The 18,717-nt window shown below is 35.5% G+C and carries 12 protein-coding genes; all 12 read right to left on the bottom strand.

Going from position 1 to position 18,717, the window contains the following annotated elements:
* Window positions 1–2: 2 nt before the first annotated feature.
* On the bottom strand, window positions 3–1,241 hold the full coding sequence (locus H033_RS0103470; RefSeq protein WP_026837045.1) for a peptidoglycan DD-metalloendopeptidase family protein: 1,239 nt from the start codon (window positions 1,239–1,241) through the stop codon (window positions 3–5).
* Between the two features lie 2 nt (window positions 1,242–1,243).
* Window positions 1,244–2,212: a tryptophan 2,3-dioxygenase family protein gene (locus H033_RS0103465; protein ID WP_026837044.1), complete on the bottom strand. Its 969-nt coding sequence runs from the start codon at window positions 2,210–2,212 to the stop codon at window positions 1,244–1,246.
* A gap of 4 nt (window positions 2,213–2,216) precedes the next feature.
* Window positions 2,217–2,993 carry a DUF3108 domain-containing protein gene (locus tag H033_RS0103460; protein WP_026837043.1) on the bottom strand — a complete coding sequence of 259 codons (777 nt, stop codon included), beginning with the start codon at window positions 2,991–2,993 and terminating at the stop codon, window positions 2,217–2,219.
* 313 nt (window positions 2,994–3,306) lie between these two features.
* The gene (gene hppD, locus H033_RS0103455) at window positions 3,307–4,467 is read right to left on the bottom strand and encodes a 4-hydroxyphenylpyruvate dioxygenase (RefSeq protein ID WP_026837042.1); all 1,161 of its coding nucleotides are present in this window, start codon (window positions 4,465–4,467) and stop codon (window positions 3,307–3,309) included.
* Between the two features lie 105 nt (window positions 4,468–4,572).
* Window positions 4,573–5,733: a homogentisate 1,2-dioxygenase gene (locus H033_RS0103450; protein ID WP_026837041.1), complete on the bottom strand. Its 1,161-nt coding sequence runs from the start codon at window positions 5,731–5,733 to the stop codon at window positions 4,573–4,575.
* A 198-nt stretch (window positions 5,734–5,931) separates the two neighbouring features.
* Window positions 5,932–7,869: a heavy metal translocating P-type ATPase gene (locus H033_RS0103440; protein ID WP_026837040.1), complete on the bottom strand. Its 1,938-nt coding sequence runs from the start codon at window positions 7,867–7,869 to the stop codon at window positions 5,932–5,934.
* 57 nt (window positions 7,870–7,926) lie between these two features.
* Window positions 7,927–8,346: a Fur family transcriptional regulator gene (locus H033_RS0103435; RefSeq protein ID WP_051227761.1), complete on the bottom strand. Its 420-nt coding sequence runs from the start codon at window positions 8,344–8,346 to the stop codon at window positions 7,927–7,929.
* Window positions 8,347–8,492: 146 nt separating this feature from the next.
* On the bottom strand, window positions 8,493–9,695 hold the full coding sequence (locus H033_RS0103430; protein ID WP_026837038.1) for an efflux RND transporter periplasmic adaptor subunit: 1,203 nt from the start codon (window positions 9,693–9,695) through the stop codon (window positions 8,493–8,495).
* A 10-nt stretch (window positions 9,696–9,705) separates the two neighbouring features.
* Complete coding sequence (locus H033_RS0103425) at window positions 9,706–14,085, bottom strand: CusA/CzcA family heavy metal efflux RND transporter (protein WP_026837037.1); 4,380 nt, start codon at window positions 14,083–14,085, stop codon at window positions 9,706–9,708.
* 117 nt (window positions 14,086–14,202) lie between these two features.
* Entirely contained in the window at window positions 14,203–14,628 is a 426-nt protein-coding gene (locus H033_RS20820; protein WP_155827703.1) for a hypothetical protein, read from the bottom strand.
* An 11-nt stretch (window positions 14,629–14,639) separates the two neighbouring features.
* The gene (locus H033_RS0103415; protein ID WP_026837036.1) at window positions 14,640–16,865 is read right to left on the bottom strand and encodes a patatin-like phospholipase family protein; all 2,226 of its coding nucleotides are present in this window, start codon (window positions 16,863–16,865) and stop codon (window positions 14,640–14,642) included.
* Complete coding sequence (gene uvrC / locus H033_RS0103410) at window positions 16,866–18,659, bottom strand: excinuclease ABC subunit UvrC (RefSeq protein ID WP_026837035.1); 1,794 nt, start codon at window positions 18,657–18,659, stop codon at window positions 16,866–16,868.
* Window positions 18,660–18,717 lie beyond the last annotated feature (58 nt).

Below are 18,717 nucleotides of genomic sequence, written 5' to 3'. Positions count from 1 at the left end.
TATTAAATTTCTTTGAATGGAATTTTATCTAATTTTGTTTTTGTCAATTTTATAGAAGCAAAATAATCTTCTTTTAAATTATCTGCGATAGGCTCTGCTGCCGGTAAGTTTTGGCGAAAAGGATCTACTTGTTTTCCTCGCAACCAAAATCTATAACATACATGAGGTCCAGTTGCAAGCCCTGTACTTCCAACATACCCAATAACATCTCCTTGTTTTACTCGTTGCCCAACCCTCACATTTCGTTTGGACATATGAAGATATTGTGTCGTATAAGTATCATTATGTTTCACTTTTACATAATTTCCATTTCCACCTGTATAACTAGACGCAATAACGGTCCCATTCGCAGTAGACCAGATTGGCGTTCCATGTGGCGCCGCATAATCTGTTCCCTTATGGGCTTTCCATCTTTTCTGAACCGGGTGATATCTATTCCCTGAAAATCTAGAGGAAATTCTACTAAAATTTAATGGTGCTTTTAAAAAGAAACTCTGTAAAGGTCTAGCTTCCTCATCATAAAAATCTGAGTCCCCCTTTTCAGGATCTGCCACATAACTAAATGCATAATAAGGTTTTTCCTGATGTACAAATACGGCTCCTTCAATACTTTCTATTCCGGCATAAATGCTATCATTAATGAAACGCTCATTATAAACCATTTTAAACTGATCCCCTTTTTGCAGCTTCCAAAAATCGATACTCCATTGGTAGATGCTACTTAATTCATGTGATAAAAGCACGCTTAGGCCTTGATTGGATATCGCTTCAGAAAGACTACTAACAATAACCCCAGAAACGGTTTTCCTTTTTATGGTAACTGGTTTCTGAGATTTAAAGGCTGCAATATTTTCTCCGATATTTACAACGGTATAATCAATTTTATCGTTCTCATAAATAAAGTACTCTGGAGTACCTATAGAATCCTTAGCTTTCAGAATTACATAAGGCTTACCAACCACTAATCTTTTAGGATTGAAAGTTTTATTGCTTACCTGCTCTGTGATTTCATAGACCTTGGACCTACTAACACCTTGGTTATCTAAAAGTTCTCCAAAACTGTCCCCAGATCGTATGGTATCTCTAATAACATCATAGTCATTAAGCACAAAACCATATTCCTCTATTACAGGAACTATTTCTTCAATCTTAACCTCGCTTATTTTCTTTTTACTATTATCTTCCTTCTTGCATGCAGTAAATGCAACAACTATTAAAAGCAAATATTTTAAATTCTTCAACTTCAATCTTGTTTTTGTGAATTAAACATATGTGTTACCCATTCTTTTCCCCAGTTATTAAATTCCTCATCGCTCCATAAGTTCGGGAAAAAACTGTTTTTCTGAAAACTTGGCGGTAAATACTCCTTCCAATTTGTTCCACCCGTGGCAGAAATGGTTTTATTATCCTTATTAAGGTATCTATGTGCCGCCCCCATGTGCATTAACAACCAATTAATATTAATGTTTGTGTCAAAGTTTCGTAAGCCTTCAATTAATATTGGATTGTTTTTTTCTTCCTCTGGAAGTTGCAGGTATTTATGATACAGTGTTTTTCCTTTTACCTGATTTGCAATTCTCAAGAACCTTGGAGTATATCGAAGTTCAAATTGCTTGAGGGTGAGTGTTTTTTCACCCGTAGAAAGATCTATCCCGCCCTTTTTCCAATAAATATTCTCATAAAGCTCTTCAATATTATTTTCTGAAGAAAAATTATGACGCTCCTTAAAAGGAATTAAATGCTGTAGTGGCGTTGCATTAATTTCAATCATTCGAAATTGTGCCGATTGAAATCCGCTAGCTGGCAATAAAGCCATTCTAAACTTTAAAAACTGCTCTCTTTCCATCCCTTTAATCATCACATCAAAAGAATTGATCAAAATTCTTACATATCTATTTAGCCGGATCAATTTTTCTGTAAAAAAAGCGGCCGTTAAATTCTCTGAAGCAATTATTTGCTTTTGCTCATGTAAAATCAGCTTAAAATAAAGCTCTGTGATTTGATGATAGGTGACAAATATTTCCTCATCCGGGAAATGAGTTTTTGGATTTTGTAAACTTAACAAGGTATCTAAACTAATATAATCCCAATAGGTAAGGTATTTATCATACAAAAGCCCATCTAGATAAGAACCCATATCCTGACCAGAATTCTTGAATTTTTCTTCAAGTAATAAAATTCTTTCAGCAATTTCGGGTTTAATTTCATTCATTCTTTTAATTCATTATAATTTTTAACTGATGTTTCAAACCTTTGAATTCTTCCAGATCTGCTGCAAGTGATCCAACCGCCAGATCTGCTTGGATTTTTACTGGGATCTTATTTTTATCATCACTTATCCAAAAAGTAAGACTCTCCTGCTCCTTAAAAACCCTTCCCGCCATTACATATGGCCTAAATTTTAAAGTGGCAATTTTACCAAATTTTGTGCTCAAAACTTCCTTTCCAAGGAACTTTAATTTAAAATCATGGTTTTCTTTATCGAAAAACATATTTAAATGGAGCTCATCCCCTACACTTAGGTTACTTGGATTGATATCATTTCGAACAAAATAAAATGCAGATAACATGTCATGTACATTTTTCTCTGTAGTATAGGTTTTCTTTTCGTTGTGTTTCTTATCAAACACTTCAGCCTTATTATTGTCTTGATCAAACTCAATTTGCAGGTCTTTAGTATGCCCTCCTTCATCTATTTTCCGAATGAATCTATATGGTAATCCTGTTCTCTTATCCACATAAGATTCATAATTATCATCTACTTTAAAAAACAAATGCAGCAAACCTGTAGATTTCCCCTTACCTACTATATGGTATACTTTTTTATTATTAAGACTGGTCTCCTTTACGCCAATTGTAGCATAGCTAGCATTAAAAGGACCGTAGTGAATTCTGAATTTAAACCATTCCCCATCTTGAAAAGCTTTCTGAGAAAACGAACTTAATGGCAACACTAATAGGAGAAGACAGAGAATTGTAAATCTATTTTTCATGTATTGGAGCTTTAATTTACACCTAATGAACTTTTTAAAGTTTTATTGATAAGAAAGAATTACAATTTCCATTCCAAATGTATAAAACTAAAAAACCCCATCAAATTAATGATGGGATTTTTATCTTATTAACCAACTAAAACTTAAATTATGAAAAATTTAATTCAATTTTGGTAACCACTCCAGAATTGCGGTGCAAAAGTCTGGAGATTTACTCTGTTTTACAAGCTCAAAATAAACTTTAACTCAAAATTTATCAAGTCGGCAATTATTTGGTTCTTATACAACTAAGTCTACAAATAATTAAATATTTCTACAATGTTCCTCGTAATTCCTGCTCTCTCTCAATCGACTCAAACAAGGCTTTAAAGTTCCCTGCACCAAAACCTTTTGCTCCCATTCGCTGAATGATCTCAAAAAACATCGTTGGTCTGTCTTGTAATGGCTTGGTAAAAATTTGTAAAAGGTAGCCTTCTTCATCTGCATCTACCATAATCCCTAAACCCTTTAATCTTTTAAGATCTTCATGGAGCTCATGACTAAATTCTTCCAACCTTCCAGGGATTGCGTTGTAATATTCATCTGGAGGTGTAGATAAAAATTCTATTCCTCTAGATCTTAGATCTGTAACTGCTTTGATGATATCATCTGTAGCCATCGCAATATGCTGAACTCCCGGTCCTTCATAGAAATCCAAATACTCTTCAATTTGAGATTTTTTCTTCCCTTCAGCAGGTTCGTTAATAGGAAACTTAATTCTTCCGTTTCCATTACTCATCACCTTGCTCATTAAAGCTGAATACTCGGTATGAATTTGTTTGTCATCAAAAGAAAGGAAGTTAACAAAGCCCATAACATCTTCGTACCATTTTACCCAAATGTTCATTTCATTCCAGCCTACATTTCCAACCATGTGGTCAATATATTTTAACCCGACAGGCTCTGGATTATAATCTGACTCCCACTTCACATAACCTGGTAAAAATGTTCCATTAAAGTTTTTACGCTCTATAAACATATGTACGGTTTCCCCGTAAGTATAAATTCCAGCTTTTACAATCTCTCCATTCTCATCTTTTTCTACCGTTGGCTCTAAAAAAGATTTAGCGCCACGCTTAGTAGTTTCTTCGTAAGCAGATCTCGCATCTTCTACCCAAAGCGCTACTACTTTAACTCCGTCACCATGCTTTACAACATGTTTATTAATCTCTTGTTTAGAATTTAATGGCGAAGTAAGAACTAGTCTAATCTTATCTTGTTTTAACACATAAGAAACGGTATCTCTACTTCCAGTCTCTAGTCCTTTATAAGCTAGTGATTGAAAACCGAATGCCGTCTTATAAAAATGCGCTGCTTGTTTAGCATTTCCAACATACAACTCTACATAGTCTGTTCCTAAGAGTGGCAAAAAATCTTGCGCTCCTTCAAATATTTTATCTAATCCGTAATTTACTGATTCTATCTTTTTGCTCATTGTTTTAATTTTTGAATCCATTCAATCTCTTTCTCGCAATCTGGTGGATCTAATTTACCACATCGCTCTAGCCTGAACTGAAATATTTTCCATTTTATCCATCAATTAATGATCTAACCATGATTTATGATATGTGTCATCAGCAATTTTCATAGCCTCCTCTGTAACCATTAAAGGTTTGAATGTATCTACCATTACTGCTAGCTCTTCAGTTTCAGTCTGGCCGATACTGCGTTCTACTGCTCCTGGGTGTGGCCCATGTGGTATGCCCGCTGGATGTAACGAAATATGCCCAGCTTCAATATCATTCCTGCTCATAAAATCTCCATCTACATAATACAATACCTCATCGCTATCTATATTACTATGGTTATATGGCGCCGGAATACTTTCTGGATGGTAATCATACTTTCTTGGGCAAAAACTACAAACCACAAAAGCATCGGTCTCGAAAGTTTGATGTACTGGTGGTGGCTGATGTATTCTTCCTGTTATCGGTTCAAAATCATGTATTGAAAAAGCGTACGGGTAATTATATCCGTCGTAACCAACTACATCAAAAGGATGGCTAGCATAGATCATGTCGAAGATCTCGCCCTGTTTTTTAACCTTGATCAGAAAATCTCCTTTTTCGTCATTCGTTTCCAATTCATATGGCTGTCTAAGATCACGCTCACAAAATGGAGAATGTTCCAGTAATTGCCCGAAGTAGTTTCTATATCTTTTAGGAGTATAAATAGGTCTTCTGGATTCTACTATAAACAAACGGTTGTTTTCGTCATCAAAATCCAATTTATAAATTACACCACGAGGAATTAATAAATAATCCCCATATTTAAAATCCAAATTCCCTAGATGGGTTCTTAATTTTCCGCTTCCTTTATGAATAAAAAGAAGCTCATCTGCATCAGTGTTTTTATAAAAATAGTCATCTGTAGATTTCTGTGGAGATGACAATATAATATCTACATCACTATTGGTAAGCATCACTTTTCTACTTTCCAAATAATCTGGATGTGGAATAACTTGAAAGCCTCTAAATCTATAAGATTTTATATTGTTTTCCGTAGCAATTTTAGGCTTAACACTATAGCTACCTCTAATTTCCTTAACCTGTGTGGGTCTATGCTCGTGATACGAATTGGAAGACATCCCATCGAAACCAATGGTTCCGAAAAGCTGTTCTGAATACAAACTGCCATCTGGCTTTTTAAAAACCGTGTGGCGTTTATGTGGAATTTTCCCCAACTTATGATAAAATGGCATGAGATCTCATTTTTAGGTTAAAAACTTCAGTAAATAAAATTAGTTACTTACTTAAGTGAAGTTTGCTATCAATTCTAACAAATATCGCTATTTTTTATCAAAAATATACTAAAGAAGCCTTAAAAGTAGGAAGAGTGCATCCAGGATATATTACTTTAATTATGCTTAAATCTTGGTTTAGGTGATTAAAAACAGCAATTAATCCCATTTCATTTTCTGAAGTCTTATCGCATTTAAAATAGCTAAAAATGCTACCCCAACATCTGCAAAAACTGCTTCCCACATAGTTGCCATTCCTATTGCACCTAAAGTTAGGACTATAGCTTTTACTCCAAAGGCTAGCCCAATATTTTGCCACACCACATTTCTGGTGGATTTCCCAATTTTAATTCCAGTTAAGATCTTAGAAAGCTGATCTGTTTGTATCACTACATCTGCAGTTTCAATAGCAACATCGCTACCTAAACCACCCATAGCAATTCCAACATCACTTACAGCTAGAACCGGAGCATCATTTATCCCATCTCCTACAAAAGCTACTTTTCTTCCTAGTTGTTTCTTAAGTTCTTCAACTTCTTTCAGTTTATCTTCTGGTAATAGACCTCCTTTAGCTATATCAATCCCCAATTCTTTAGCAACTTTTTGGGTTATAGAATCCTTATCCCCAGACAACATCACGATTTTATTAATCCCGTATTTCCTCAGTTGTAAAATGCTCTCTTTAGCGTCTTCCTTTAATTCATCTGCGACGGTTACATAACCCGCATATTTTTCATCTATAGCCACTATAACAACAGTATCTACAATACTAAGAATTGAGACTGGAAAATCAACCTTATATTGTTTAAACAAACTGGCATTTCCAACAAGCAGGTTTTTACTATTTACCTTACCAACCAATCCCTTCCCAGAAATTTCTTGAACCTCTCCAACAGAAAAATTTTGAGTGCTCGTCGTTCCTTCTACTATAGCGCGAGCTATAGGGTGTGTCGATTTATTCTCTATTGCAACTAGATAATTTAGAAATTCTTCTTTTTCAATTCCATTAGTTTCAATCTCTTGTACAGTAAAAACCCCTTTGGTAACCGTTCCGGTTTTATCCATCACCAGGGTATTGATCTTAGTGATTGTGTCTAAGTAAGAAGCGCCTTTAAATAAAATCCCTTTTTTTGAAGCTGCTCCCAATCCTCCAAAATATCCGAGAGGCACAGATATCACTAAAGCGCAAGGACAAGAAACTACAAGAAATATAAGCGCTCTATAAAGCCAGTCTGAAAAAATATAATTATCTACTATAAAATAAGGCAGTACTGTGAGTAAGATTGCACATATCACTACAATAGGAGTATACACTTTGGCGAACTTTCTGATAAACAGCTCTGTTTTGGCCTTTCTGGAACTTGCATTTTGCACTAATTCTATAATTCTCGCAACCGCACTTTCATTAAATATTTTTGTGGTTTCAGCATCAATCACTCCATTTAAATTGATAGAACCACTTAAAACAGTTTCTCCTTTTCTAACAATTAATGGTTTACTTTCCCCGGTAAGTGCTGCGGAATTTAATTCAGCTTTTTCTGACAACAACTTTCCGTCCAACGGAATTTTCTCTCCAGATTTAATCTGAATTTTCTCTCCAACCTTTACTTTTTCTGGATGTACTTGTATATAATGATCGTCTCTCCAAACTGAAGCTATATTTGGTTTAACATCCAATAGTGCTTTAATATTAGATTTTGCGTTTTTAACTGCCGAGCCTTGGAACAACTCACCAATCGCATAGAATAACATAACTGCAACCCCTTCCGGATATTCACCAATGGCAAAAGCACCAATTGTGGCGATAGACATCAGGAAGAATTCAGTAAAAAAATTACCTTTTAGAATGTTTTTAATCCCAAGCATCAATACTGGATAACCTACAGGGAGGTAGGCTAAAAAGTACCAACCAATTCTAAGCCAGCCATCAAAAAAACTAGTGTTTAAAAAGTTATCTATAATTAAGCCAACTACCAGCATTAGAAAGCTGAACAAGGCTGGAGAATAAAGTTTGAATTTTGACCTTTCAGAGGGGGATTCACACGATCCACAACAATCTGGGGTTGCATCTTCTAAAACAATCTTTTCATTTGACATGTAGGCTGAATTTATTCTCTACAAAAATACAGCTCATTAGACTGCAATTGTAGTGCATTAAAGCCTGTTACACTTCTCGCAAATGCCTTTTACTACCAAATTAACATCTTCGGCCAAATAGCCTTCAGGTAAATTAATATGTGGGATCTTATGATTGGTTAAGCAAACCGTTTCTCCGCAATTGTTGCAATGAAAATGCAAATGAAGATCTGTGTCTACCTCGCAATTACAGTTCTCTTCACAAAGTGCAAATTTATTAATTCCCGATCCATCATCTATAGTATGTACAATCCCGTGCTCTTCAAAAGTTTTAAGGGTTCTGTATAAAGTGGTACGTTCAGACTTATCAAAAGCATTTTCAATATCTGTAAGGCTTGTAGCCACATTTTGACCTTCTAAGAATTTAAAAATAAGGATACGCATGGCCGTGGGCCTTATTTTCTTTTGCTCCAAAAAATTATCGATGTTTTTTATCATTTTAGCTTATCTAATCGAAAACCTCGGTGGCATCCCCGGAGATATATCCCTATAATTATCCAAGAGGTACTGTTATTAAAAATTCAAAGCAGGCCAGCCTGAATGTTTCGGGCAGGCCTCTCGGGAATTAAAACCTCTATGAGGGATTAATGCCCATGTCCACCGCCATCATCACTGTTCTTAGCGGTCGCTAACAAGGTATTTGCGTCTTTTATTACTATAGAGGCGCTCTTAATATCAAACCCTTCTTCCACCTGGTCTATTTGTATTATTCCCGCTTCAGAGGAGCCTGTTATTACCTCTACCATTTCAAAGTTATGCTTTTCAACACCATTCTCCTTATTGGATTCCTTGCTAATAAAAATATAGTTTTTAGAGTTGAATCTCACCACAGCATCCTCTGGCAGTGTATAACTATCTGAAGTTCCCGTCTCAATCCTCGCATTTACAAACATTCCAGGCCATAAATCTTCATACTCTTTTAATAAGTGACCGTGCACTGTAATACTTCTATCGTCACGAACGCCACTTCCAATTAGATATACCTCAGCTTCTTTCCAGCTTTCTGGTTTATTAGCTAGGCTAAATCTTATTTTTTGACCTGTTTGAACTTTTGTAATATCACTTTCGTAAACGGTAAGTTCTACATGTAGATCCTTAGCATCTGTAACATCCATGATAATATCTTCCGGGCCAACAAATTTCCCGATATTGCTAAAAACCTCACGTACCTGCCCAGTAACGGGAGAATAAATATTCACTGCAGAACTAACTTTACCTGCTTTCAGACTTTTTAAATTTATTCCTATCAATCGCAATTTTTCTTCCATTGCATTAATTTGAGCTCTATTGGTATTATACATACTCTTAGCTTGTTGATACACTTTTGCCGAAGAAACCTCCTCATTATATAAGATTTCTTGTCGCTCAAAATCTGTTTTCAGGTATTCTCCTTTTGCTAATGTTTCCAAATAATTTTGCTGAATATCTATAAACATTGGGTTTTCTATAACCGCTAACAATTGTCCTTTTTTCACCTTTGTTCCAGGTAACATTTCTGTATACTTTAAAAATCCACCGTAAGGGATATTAATGGAGATATTTCCTTGTGGCGGAACATCTATAAATCCGTTCACACTAATTTCGTTTCCTAGAGAACGCATTTCGGCTTTACCTAATTCTATATTGGTATTCTTAAGCTGCTCGTTTGTAAGTTCAATTTGGTTTTCATTCTCTTCTGAATGTTCTTCGGCTTTTTCCTCTATTTTTTCTTCTGAAGTAGATTCCCCACAACTCTGCATAGAGATGAAAAGAATTGCTAAGGCTATTTTTGATACTATATTTTTCATTTCTATGCTTTTAGTTTTGATTTCCGGTAATGAATTCTAAATCTGTTTTGGTATGGTAGAATTGATTGATGATCTCTAAATAATCCAACTCTATTTTTGCAGCTCTATCCAAACTCTGAATATATTCTACATATCCTATTTCTCCTTCTTTAAAGCCTCTTTGAGCCTGCTTAAAGATCAATTTGGCCTGGGGAAGGGCATATTCATTATAAGATTCAAGGTTTGTCTGAAGCTGGGCTAATTTTTCCAGAAGGAGTACATATTGTGCAGCTATCCTATTATTTACAGCTTGATAGGTTGCTTCCCTTTCCATAGTTTTAAATCTTTCTGCTTTAATTTTAGAAAGTTGAGGTTTTGCCCAGATAGGAAGTGAAATCCCAAATAGTACTCCAGAAAATCTATCAGAAGAATCATACATAACATTTTCTCCCGCTAGATTTTGTCCAAGGCCATTAAAAGATTGATTATAATACCCAATGCTTAGATCTGGTAAAAGCTTCGCGCGTTCCACTTTCCTTTCTAATTGAGAGACTTCTATTTGTTGTGCAAAATAAGCAAGCCTTGGATTGTTTATAGAATCTTTTTGAGGCATAGCTTTTTCTAGCTCTCCCAAAAATTGAATTGCTATTAAAGGAACATCTATCAGTTCGTCTGAATTCAGCAACGTCTTTAATTCTCTTTGATGTCTTCTAATTGCAACTCGATTTTCTTCTTGTTGCACTTCAATTTCTGCAACTCTGGAACTCGCAGTAGCACGTTCAAGAACATTACTCTCTCCGGTTTTATACCTTATCTCTGCGGCTCTATTAAAATTAGAATAAATACTGTCTTGTTTAAGAAAGATCTCTCGCCTTCCTTTTTCAACCAAAAGGCTATAATACTCAGCCTTTACCTGTGCTATTAATTCATTTTTTGACTGAGCTTCCAAAATCTCACTGCTTTTTACTTCAGCATTATTCAGTTTAGATCTATTTATATAAACTGAAGGAAACTCAAAACGCTGACTTACGGTTAACCGAAGATCATCATCATAAATACTATTATTTTGGCCATATTCTCCATTGAATTCGGTTTTAGGAAGATTCCAGGAATTGCCTGCTAAGGCTTCCACTTGTTTTGTTTTAAATTTAGCTGCCTCTATTTCTGGATTATTTTGAATCGCTGTAGTTATTAATTCCTCTAAAGTTGAATATGTTTTTAGGGGATCTTTTTCTTGAGCAAAGCCAACATTTCCGAAGCCTAATCCAAAAATCACTATTAAGATCGCTGCTTTAGGAGTTTTTCTCCATCCTTTTTCAAAATAATAATACAATACAGGAAGCACTATTAAAGTAAGCAAAGTAGCCGAAATTAAACCTCCAATTACTACCGTTGCCAATGGTCGCTGTACTTCTGCCCCTGCGGAACCCGAGAGTGCCATTGGAAGAAATCCAAAAGATGCTACAGAAGCAGTCATAATTACAGGTCGTAATCTGGTGGCTGTACCTTGATACACTCTTTGGAAAACATCTGTTACCCCATCTTTTTTAAGTCGGTTAAATTCAGCTATAAGGACAATTCCATTTAGCACAGCAACTCCAAAAAGTGCAATAAAACCAACACCTGCAGAGATACTAAAAGGCATGTCTCGAGCATAGAGCGCAAACACACCGCCAATCGCAGAAAGCGGGATCGCGGTAAAAATTAAAATCCCTTGTTTTATAGATCCAAAAGTGAAATACAATAAAATAAATATGAGCAATAAAGCTAATGGCACTGCGTAACTCAGTCTTTTTGTTGCTTCCTGAAGGTTTTCAAATTGTCCCCCATACCCAACGGTATAACCTGGAGCAAAGCTTATTTGCTCTTCTATCTTTGCACCTATTTCTTCTACTACACTTTCTACATCTCTATTACGAACATTAAAAGCTACTACAATCCTTCTCTGGGTATCGTCTCGCTGAATCTGGTAAGGGCCATCTTCTATATTTACCTCTGCCACCTGATTCAAGGGAATTTCCCTCCCATCGGGAGCAGTTAAGTATAAATTCTGAACGCTTTCAAGATTGTTCCTATTTTGTTTGTCCAATCTCACAACCATATCAAATCTTCTATCACCTTCATAAACCAATCCGGCAGAAGCTCCGGCAAAAGCTGTTTGAATACTTTGATTTATATCCCTGATATTTAATCCGTATTTAGCTATCTGATCTCTTTTAAATTTAATCGCTATTTGTGCTACTCCGGTAACTTCCTCAATATAAATATCGGTAGCCCCATCAACATTTTCGGCTATATTTCCAATTTGGCGGGCGTAATCGGATAATTCATTCAAATCTTCGCCATAGATCTTGATAGCAACATCCTGCCGCACTCCAGTCATCAATTCATTAAACCTCATTTGAATTGGTTGCTGAAAACCAAAGGTCACCCCAGGAATCACTTCCAAAGCTTCGTTCATTTTATCTGCAAGTTCCTCTCTGGAAGAAGCCGAGGTCCAATCGCCTTTGTCTTTTAAGATTATCATAAGATCGGCAGCTTCAATAGGCATTGGGTCTGTAGGGATTTCCCCAGATCCAATTTTGGAAACCACTTGCTCTACTTCAGGAAAGTTGTCTAATAATATCTTTTCAGCCTTAGTGGTTGCTGCAATAGTATTATTTAACGAACTCCCTGTAATAACACGAGTTTCTACAGCAAAATCCCCTTCTTCTAAGGTTGGAATAAATTCACCTCCCATATTCAGAAAAACAAACAAGGAAACTATGAGCAATCCTAAAGTGATTAATAAAACCCCTTTTCTCAAATTCATTGCCCGCTTTATCATAGGAGAATAAATTCTATTGAAAAAAGCCATGATCTTGTCTGAAATATTTGGTTTGTGCTTAACATTCTTGTTTAAAACCAAAGCAGACATCATGGGCACATAGGTCAATGATAAAATGAACGCCCCTAAAATGGCAAAACTCACAGTTTGTGCCATAGGACCAAACATCTTTCCTTCGGTTCCTACTAAAGCCAAAATAGGTAGGTAAACAATAAGGATAATTATTTCGCCAAATGCGGCGGAGTTCCTGATCTTACTAGCCGATTGAAACACTTCCTCATCCATTTCCTGCTGAGTAAGCTTTCTGGTAATTTTTAGGGCTCCTAAATGAAAGAGTGTCGCTTCTACAATGATCACAGCTCCATCTACGATCAATCCAAAATCTATAGCTCCCAAACTCATAAGATTTGCTGAAACACCAAAGACATGCATCATTCCAAAGGCAAAAAGCAAAGCTAGCGGGATAACAGAGGCAGTAACGAGTCCCGCTCTTAGATTTCCCAGCAAAAGCAGTAAAACGAAAATAACAATTAGAGCTCCCTCTACCAGGTTTGTAGTTACCGTACCGATTGCCTTATCTACTAATTTTGTTCGATCTAAAAAGGGCTCTATTATTACCCCTTCTGGAAGCGTTTTCCTAATCTCCTCCATCTTAAGCTTAACGCTTTTTATAACCTCAGCAGAATTTGCTCCTTTAAGCATCATTACAATGGCACTTACCACTTCCCCTTCTCCATTTCGGGTAGTGGCACCATATCTTACTGCACTTCCAATTTGGACTTTAGCTACATCTTTAATTAAAATTGGACTTCCACTAGGATTGTTTTTTACTACAATATTTCCAATATCTTCCAAAGAGCTAACCAAACCTTCACTTCTAATGAACAATGCGTTATTGCCTTTTTCAATATAAGCTCCTCCAGTGTTTTCATTATTAGATTCTAAAGCCTTAAAGATCTCGCCTATGGAAACATCCATGGCATTTAAACGTTCTGGTGCAATTGCAATTTCATACTGCTTAAGATGGCCTCCAAAACTACTAACATCTGCAACTCCCGGGGTGCCCAATAATTGGCGCCTAATAATCCAATCTTGAATTGTTCTCAGTTCTCTATCGTCATACCTATCTTCATAACCTTCTTTAGTAGTGATTACGTATTGATATATTTCTCCAAGTCCTGTAGACAATGGAGCAATCCCGGGTTTTCCTGCAGAAGGCGGAATCTGAGCTTGGGCTTCAGTCAGCCGTTCATTCACTTGTTGTCTGGCCCAATAGATGTCTGTTTTTTCTTTAAAAACTATGGTAACCACAGATAGTCCAAATCTTGAAAAAGAACGTATTTCCTCAATTTCAGGAATTGTTGCCATAGTAATTTCTACAGGAAAAGTAATGAGTCTTTCTACTTCTACGGCAGCTAAATTTGGAGAGGTAGTAATTACCTGTACTTGATTATTGGTGATATCCGGCACGGCATCTACCGGCAACTGATTTAAAGAATAAACACCCCAGATCATCAATCCAAAAGTGAGTAAGCCAATCACCAGTTTATTGGTGATGGAAAATTTTATAATACTTTTAAGCATAATTAAGCTGAATATTAATTGAAAAAAATAATTAAAGAATCAGGTTTAATAAGACTACTAAATTAAACACCAAAAAATTGGCTGCTTAAAAACAGTATTACTAAAACCCTTGCTGAATTATACTTTTGGGGGCTGAAAAGGGGAGTCTAAAAATTCTGAATAGAGCTCAGAATTATAAAATGAATATTGCGGTTTTAACTCTACAATTTCAGGAGATATCACATATTCTGTATCTAAAGAATAAAAAACCAGAGAATGGGCACAACAATGATGACTCCCTTGGAATGGTAAGTCTTCATGATCTGAATTTTCGTGATGACTTTGTGCACCATCAAAACTAAAATAATCTTCTTCTAAGAATTCCAAAAAAGAGTCTCCAAAAGCCTCATTATGTTCTTCGTAGTGTGCTAAAAGATTGGAGATTTTCGGCAATTCACAACACAAATCCAACGTAAGTCCAAATCCCTGAAGGAGGAATAGGAAAGTAAGTGATATGGAAGTGATAAAATTCATTAGCACAAAAATACTTTTTTTTGCTTGCAATGCCAATGCATTTAAAACCAAAATCCGAAGCTAATAAACCATTCATTTTGTTTGATCTCAGGAGAGTAAGAATATTTCACTTCCACGGGTCCTAAAAAAGTTTCCAAACCGTAGCCTATTGCATATCCTGTATAATCTGGCGTAGAGAGCCAGTTCCCTGAAGAATATAAGTCGTTCTCTACATTCGCAAAATTGGCACTTAGATTGATGTGGTTTTTATTAAAAATCTCATAGTCCAGTTCTAGCATGCTTTTTATATAGCTATCTCCAGAAATACTTATAAAATCGTACCCGTAAAAGGGAATGAAATTATTTATAAAATCGTTCCCGTAGCCCCCAAGAAAGAAATCTAAAGAATTTGGCCCCGCTTGTCCTATTCTAAATCCTACTTCTGAAGATATTTTGGTTGTAAATTTATTAAAAGGACTAAAAACATAACCCACTGCTCCTTTAGCTATGGAGAATTCATTAAAGTCATTATTATAATCTGAAGAGAATAGATAAAGGTGAAAGTCACCTTTAAAGTAAACCCCTTTGGTAGGAAAATATTTATTATCAAAACTGTCCAGTTTTAAATAGCCAAAGCTGCTATAATAATTGCTTTTTTCAAAAGTCCCATTTGGATTACCGGTCATAGAAAAATCTCCTAAAGTCTCTGAAGTAACTTTAAGATATTTATGCTCGAGCCCCACACCAAAAGATAATACTTGTTGAAACTGGGTTTCTATGTAAAGTTGATTTGTGTAATCCTGATAATCTACCTCGATCTTATTAATTCCAATACCATCTACATTGGCATTCGCATCAACAAAATCGAAAGGGACTCCTTTATTAAAGCTGTTATATCTGGACTTTACTCCAAAACTCCAGTAATATCCTTTATCTATATAATATTGAAAATTATATCTGAAATTATCTCCTAAAACAACATCCAGTGAGGTTACATCATTTGTAACTAAAGAACTCTTTCTGGTTAAATTTATTAAAGCACCACTTTTATAAAGATTATCGTAGTGTAAAGCGAGCCTTAAAAATGTCTTGTTCTGGCTTTCCTCCAACTGCAAATTCAGGTTATAGGAATCTGCTTTTGTATTTATATTATAATTTATTGTATTAAAATTACCGGTGGCAGAAAGCTTATTTATTCCATCGTACAAATCGGCTATCGTATATTTGGAATCGTATTTTAAATTCAGTTTCCCCAAAATATAAGCTCGAGGATAACTGTTGTTGCCTTTAATACTAAGAGAGCTAATATTAATACTATCTAAAGGTTTGATTTTTATTCTAGAAACTTTTTCAGATTTGTGTTTAGTAGCTATCAGTTTTAATTCTTTCAATTTATTTCTTGCAGCTACTTCTCCAGAATCTATAATCGCAGCTCCTTTTTCAAAAGAGAGCACACTAAATGCTTTTATATTTGGCTTGATATAGACATCTGTCAATGCTCTATTTTCCTCCATATGAGCGATAGTTCTAAAATTATTTATTTGGGTAAGGATTTCAAATACACTCTTTAACTCTTCCTTATCTGCCAAACTATCCTGCACATCTACACCAATTATTATATCTGCGCCCCGTTTTCTTAATTCGGCCACCGGATAATTATTAACTACCCCTCCATCTGTCAAAATTTTACCATCAATATTCACCGGACTAAATACAGAAGGAATTGCACCACTTGCTGAAACTGCTTTTGCCAGTGATCCACTTTCCAATATCACTTGCTCTCCGGTTTCCATATCTGCCGCAACGCAAAAAAATGGTATAGGTAATTTGCTGAAATCCCTTACATCTCCTAAATGAAGCGTAAGTTTAGATATTAAATTATAAATGTTTTGCCCTTTTGATAAGCCCGAAGGAAAACCAATCTTAAAATTATTGAATGGTAAGGTCAATGCATATTTCTCGGTATCTTCTTTTTCGTAAAAAGTTTTTGAACTACGTGGAATATCATCTTGGATTAAGATATTGAAATTGATCTCATGAAAAATGGAATCTAGTTGATTAGCTGTATATCCTGAGGCATACAATGCGCCAACTATGGCACCCATACTGCTTCCTCCAATATAATCTATTTTGATTCCTGCCTCCTCAATTACCTTTAAAGCTCCAATATGTGCCAAGCCTTTGGCTCCTCCCCCACTTAATACCAATCCTACTTTTGCCTCCTCCTTTTCCTGCCCAAATCCAGAAAAGGCAAGTAAAAGAATGATAAGCAATAGGAAATTTTTCATTTATTCGGGATGATATTTATTATAGATGATACTCGCCTTGGAAAGTCCAATTACGGGTGCTAATTCCTCTAAGGTAGCTTCTTTTACTCTTTTTAGCGACCTAAAATGTTTCAATAATTCTACAACGGTCTTATCTCCAATCCCAATTATAGATTCTAACTCTGTGTTTAAAGCCTCACTACTTCGCTTATTTCTATGAAAAGTAATTCCAAATCTATGCGCTTCATTTCGTAATTGCTGAATTATTTTTAAAGTTTCAGATTTTTTATCTAGATATAGCGGAATAGAATCTCCTGGATAATATAATTCTTCCAGTCTCTTTGCAATCCCAATGATCGCTATTTTTCCTCTTAATCCTAAATCATCTAAAGCCTTTAAGCCTGAAGAAAGTTGCCCTTTTCCTCCATCTACAATTATTAATTGCGGCAAAGGTTCTTCTTCATTAAGCAAACGTTTATATCTTCGGAATACAACTTCTTCCATAGAGGCAAAATCATCGGGACCTTCTACAGTCTTTATATTGAATTTGCGATAATCTTTTTTGCTTGGTTTTCCATTCTTAAAAACTACACAGGCTGCCACTGGATTGGTTCCCTGAATATTGGAATTGTCGAAACATTCTATATGTCTAGGCTCTACACTTAGGCGCAAATCCTCTTTCATTTGTGCCATGATCCTGTTTACATGCCTGTCTGGATCTACAATTTTCATTTGTTTGAATTGCTCCTGCCTGTAATACCTTGCATTTCTATTAGAAAGGTCTATGATGCTCTTTTTATCCCCTAATTTTGGGACTGTGATCTTTATCTCTTCCCCAACATCTACTTTAAATGGCACATATATTTCTCTGGACATAGAGCTGAAGCGTTGTCTTATTTCAATTATTCCAAGTTCCAGTAATTCTTTATCTGTCTCATCCAGTTTTTTCTTCATCTCTATTGTATGAGAACGAATGATAGAACCATGGGAGATCTGTAAGAAATTGACATACCCATATCCTTCATCACTCACAATAGAGAACACATCTACATTATTGATCTTAGGATTTACAACGGTAGATTTAGACTGATAATTCTCTAAAATATGGATCTTTTCCTTGATCCTTTGGGCATCTTCAAATTCCATCTTTTCAGCATGCTCTTTCATTTGAATATGAAATAGCTGTAATGAATCTTTAAAATTACCTTTTACGATATTCCGGATCGCTTCTATATTTTCGTTGTATTTCTTTTCTTCCTGCAGACCTTCGCAAGGGCCTTTACAATTCCCTAAATGAAATTCTAAACAGACTTTGTATTTTTCGTTTCTTATTTTTTCTTCAGCCAGGTCATAATTACAGGTTCTTAACTGGTATAAGCCTTTAATAAGATCTAACAGCGTATTTACCGTTTTAAAACTCGTGAAAGGGCCATAATATTCGCTGCCATCTTTTATTAACCTTCTTGTGGGAAACACTCGAGGAAATCGCTCATTTTTAATACAGATCCAAGGATAGGTCTTACCGTCTTTCAGCATTACATTAAATCGAGGCTGATATTTCTTTATAAGATTGTTCTCCAACAACAGCGCATCGGTTTCAGAGTTCACCACAATATGTTTAATATCATGGATCTTCTTTACCATCACATCTATCCTATGGCTATCATGAGATTTTGTGAAGTAAGAGGAAACCCTTTTTTTGAGGTTCTTAGCTTTCCCTACATAAAGAATCCTGCCATTCTTATCATAATATTGATAAACCCCCGGACTGTCGGGGAGCGTTTGTATTTGTATTTTTAAAGGAGGTGTTTCCATTTTTTCAAATATATTACATATTCCCGGGAGCATTAAACTTTAGGCTCCCGTAAATTTT

This window comes from Gillisia sp. JM1 (genome assembly GCF_000424645.1).
GTDB lineage: Bacteria > Bacteroidota > Bacteroidia > Flavobacteriales > Flavobacteriaceae > Gillisia.
The sequence above is the reverse complement of the archived record's forward strand: the minus strand, read 5'-3'. Positions and strand labels throughout refer to the sequence as shown.

Excerpts from the sequence above, each read along its gene's own strand:
- H033_RS0103465 (WP_026837044.1), bottom strand. The coding sequence starts at position 2,212 with ATGAATGAAATTAAACCCGAAATTGCTGAAAGAATTTTATTACTTGAA.
- H033_RS0103460 (WP_026837043.1), bottom strand. The coding sequence starts at position 2,993 with ATGAAAAATAGATTTACAATTCTCTGTCTTCTCCTATTAGTGTTGCCA.
- hppD (WP_026837042.1), bottom strand. The coding sequence starts at position 4,467 with ATGAGCAAAAAGATAGAATCAGTAAATTACGGATTAGATAAAATATTT.
- H033_RS0103450 (WP_026837041.1), bottom strand. The coding sequence starts at position 5,733 with ATGCCATTTTATCATAAGTTGGGGAAAATTCCACATAAACGCCACACG.
- H033_RS0103440 (WP_026837040.1), bottom strand. The coding sequence starts at position 7,869 with ATGTCAAATGAAAAGATTGTTTTAGAAGATGCAACCCCAGATTGTTGT.
- H033_RS0103435 (WP_051227761.1), bottom strand. The coding sequence starts at position 8,346 with ATGATAAAAAACATCGATAATTTTTTGGAGCAAAAGAAAATAAGGCCC.
- H033_RS0103430 (WP_026837038.1), bottom strand. The coding sequence starts at position 9,695 with ATGAAAAATATAGTATCAAAAATAGCCTTAGCAATTCTTTTCATCTCT.
- H033_RS0103425 (WP_026837037.1), bottom strand. The coding sequence starts at position 14,085 with ATGCTTAAAAGTATTATAAAATTTTCCATCACCAATAAACTGGTGATT.
- H033_RS0103415 (WP_026837036.1), bottom strand. The coding sequence starts at position 16,865 with ATGAAAAATTTCCTATTGCTTATCATTCTTTTACTTGCCTTTTCTGGA.
- uvrC (WP_026837035.1), bottom strand. The coding sequence starts at position 18,659 with ATGGAAACACCTCCTTTAAAAATACAAATACAAACGCTCCCCGACAGT.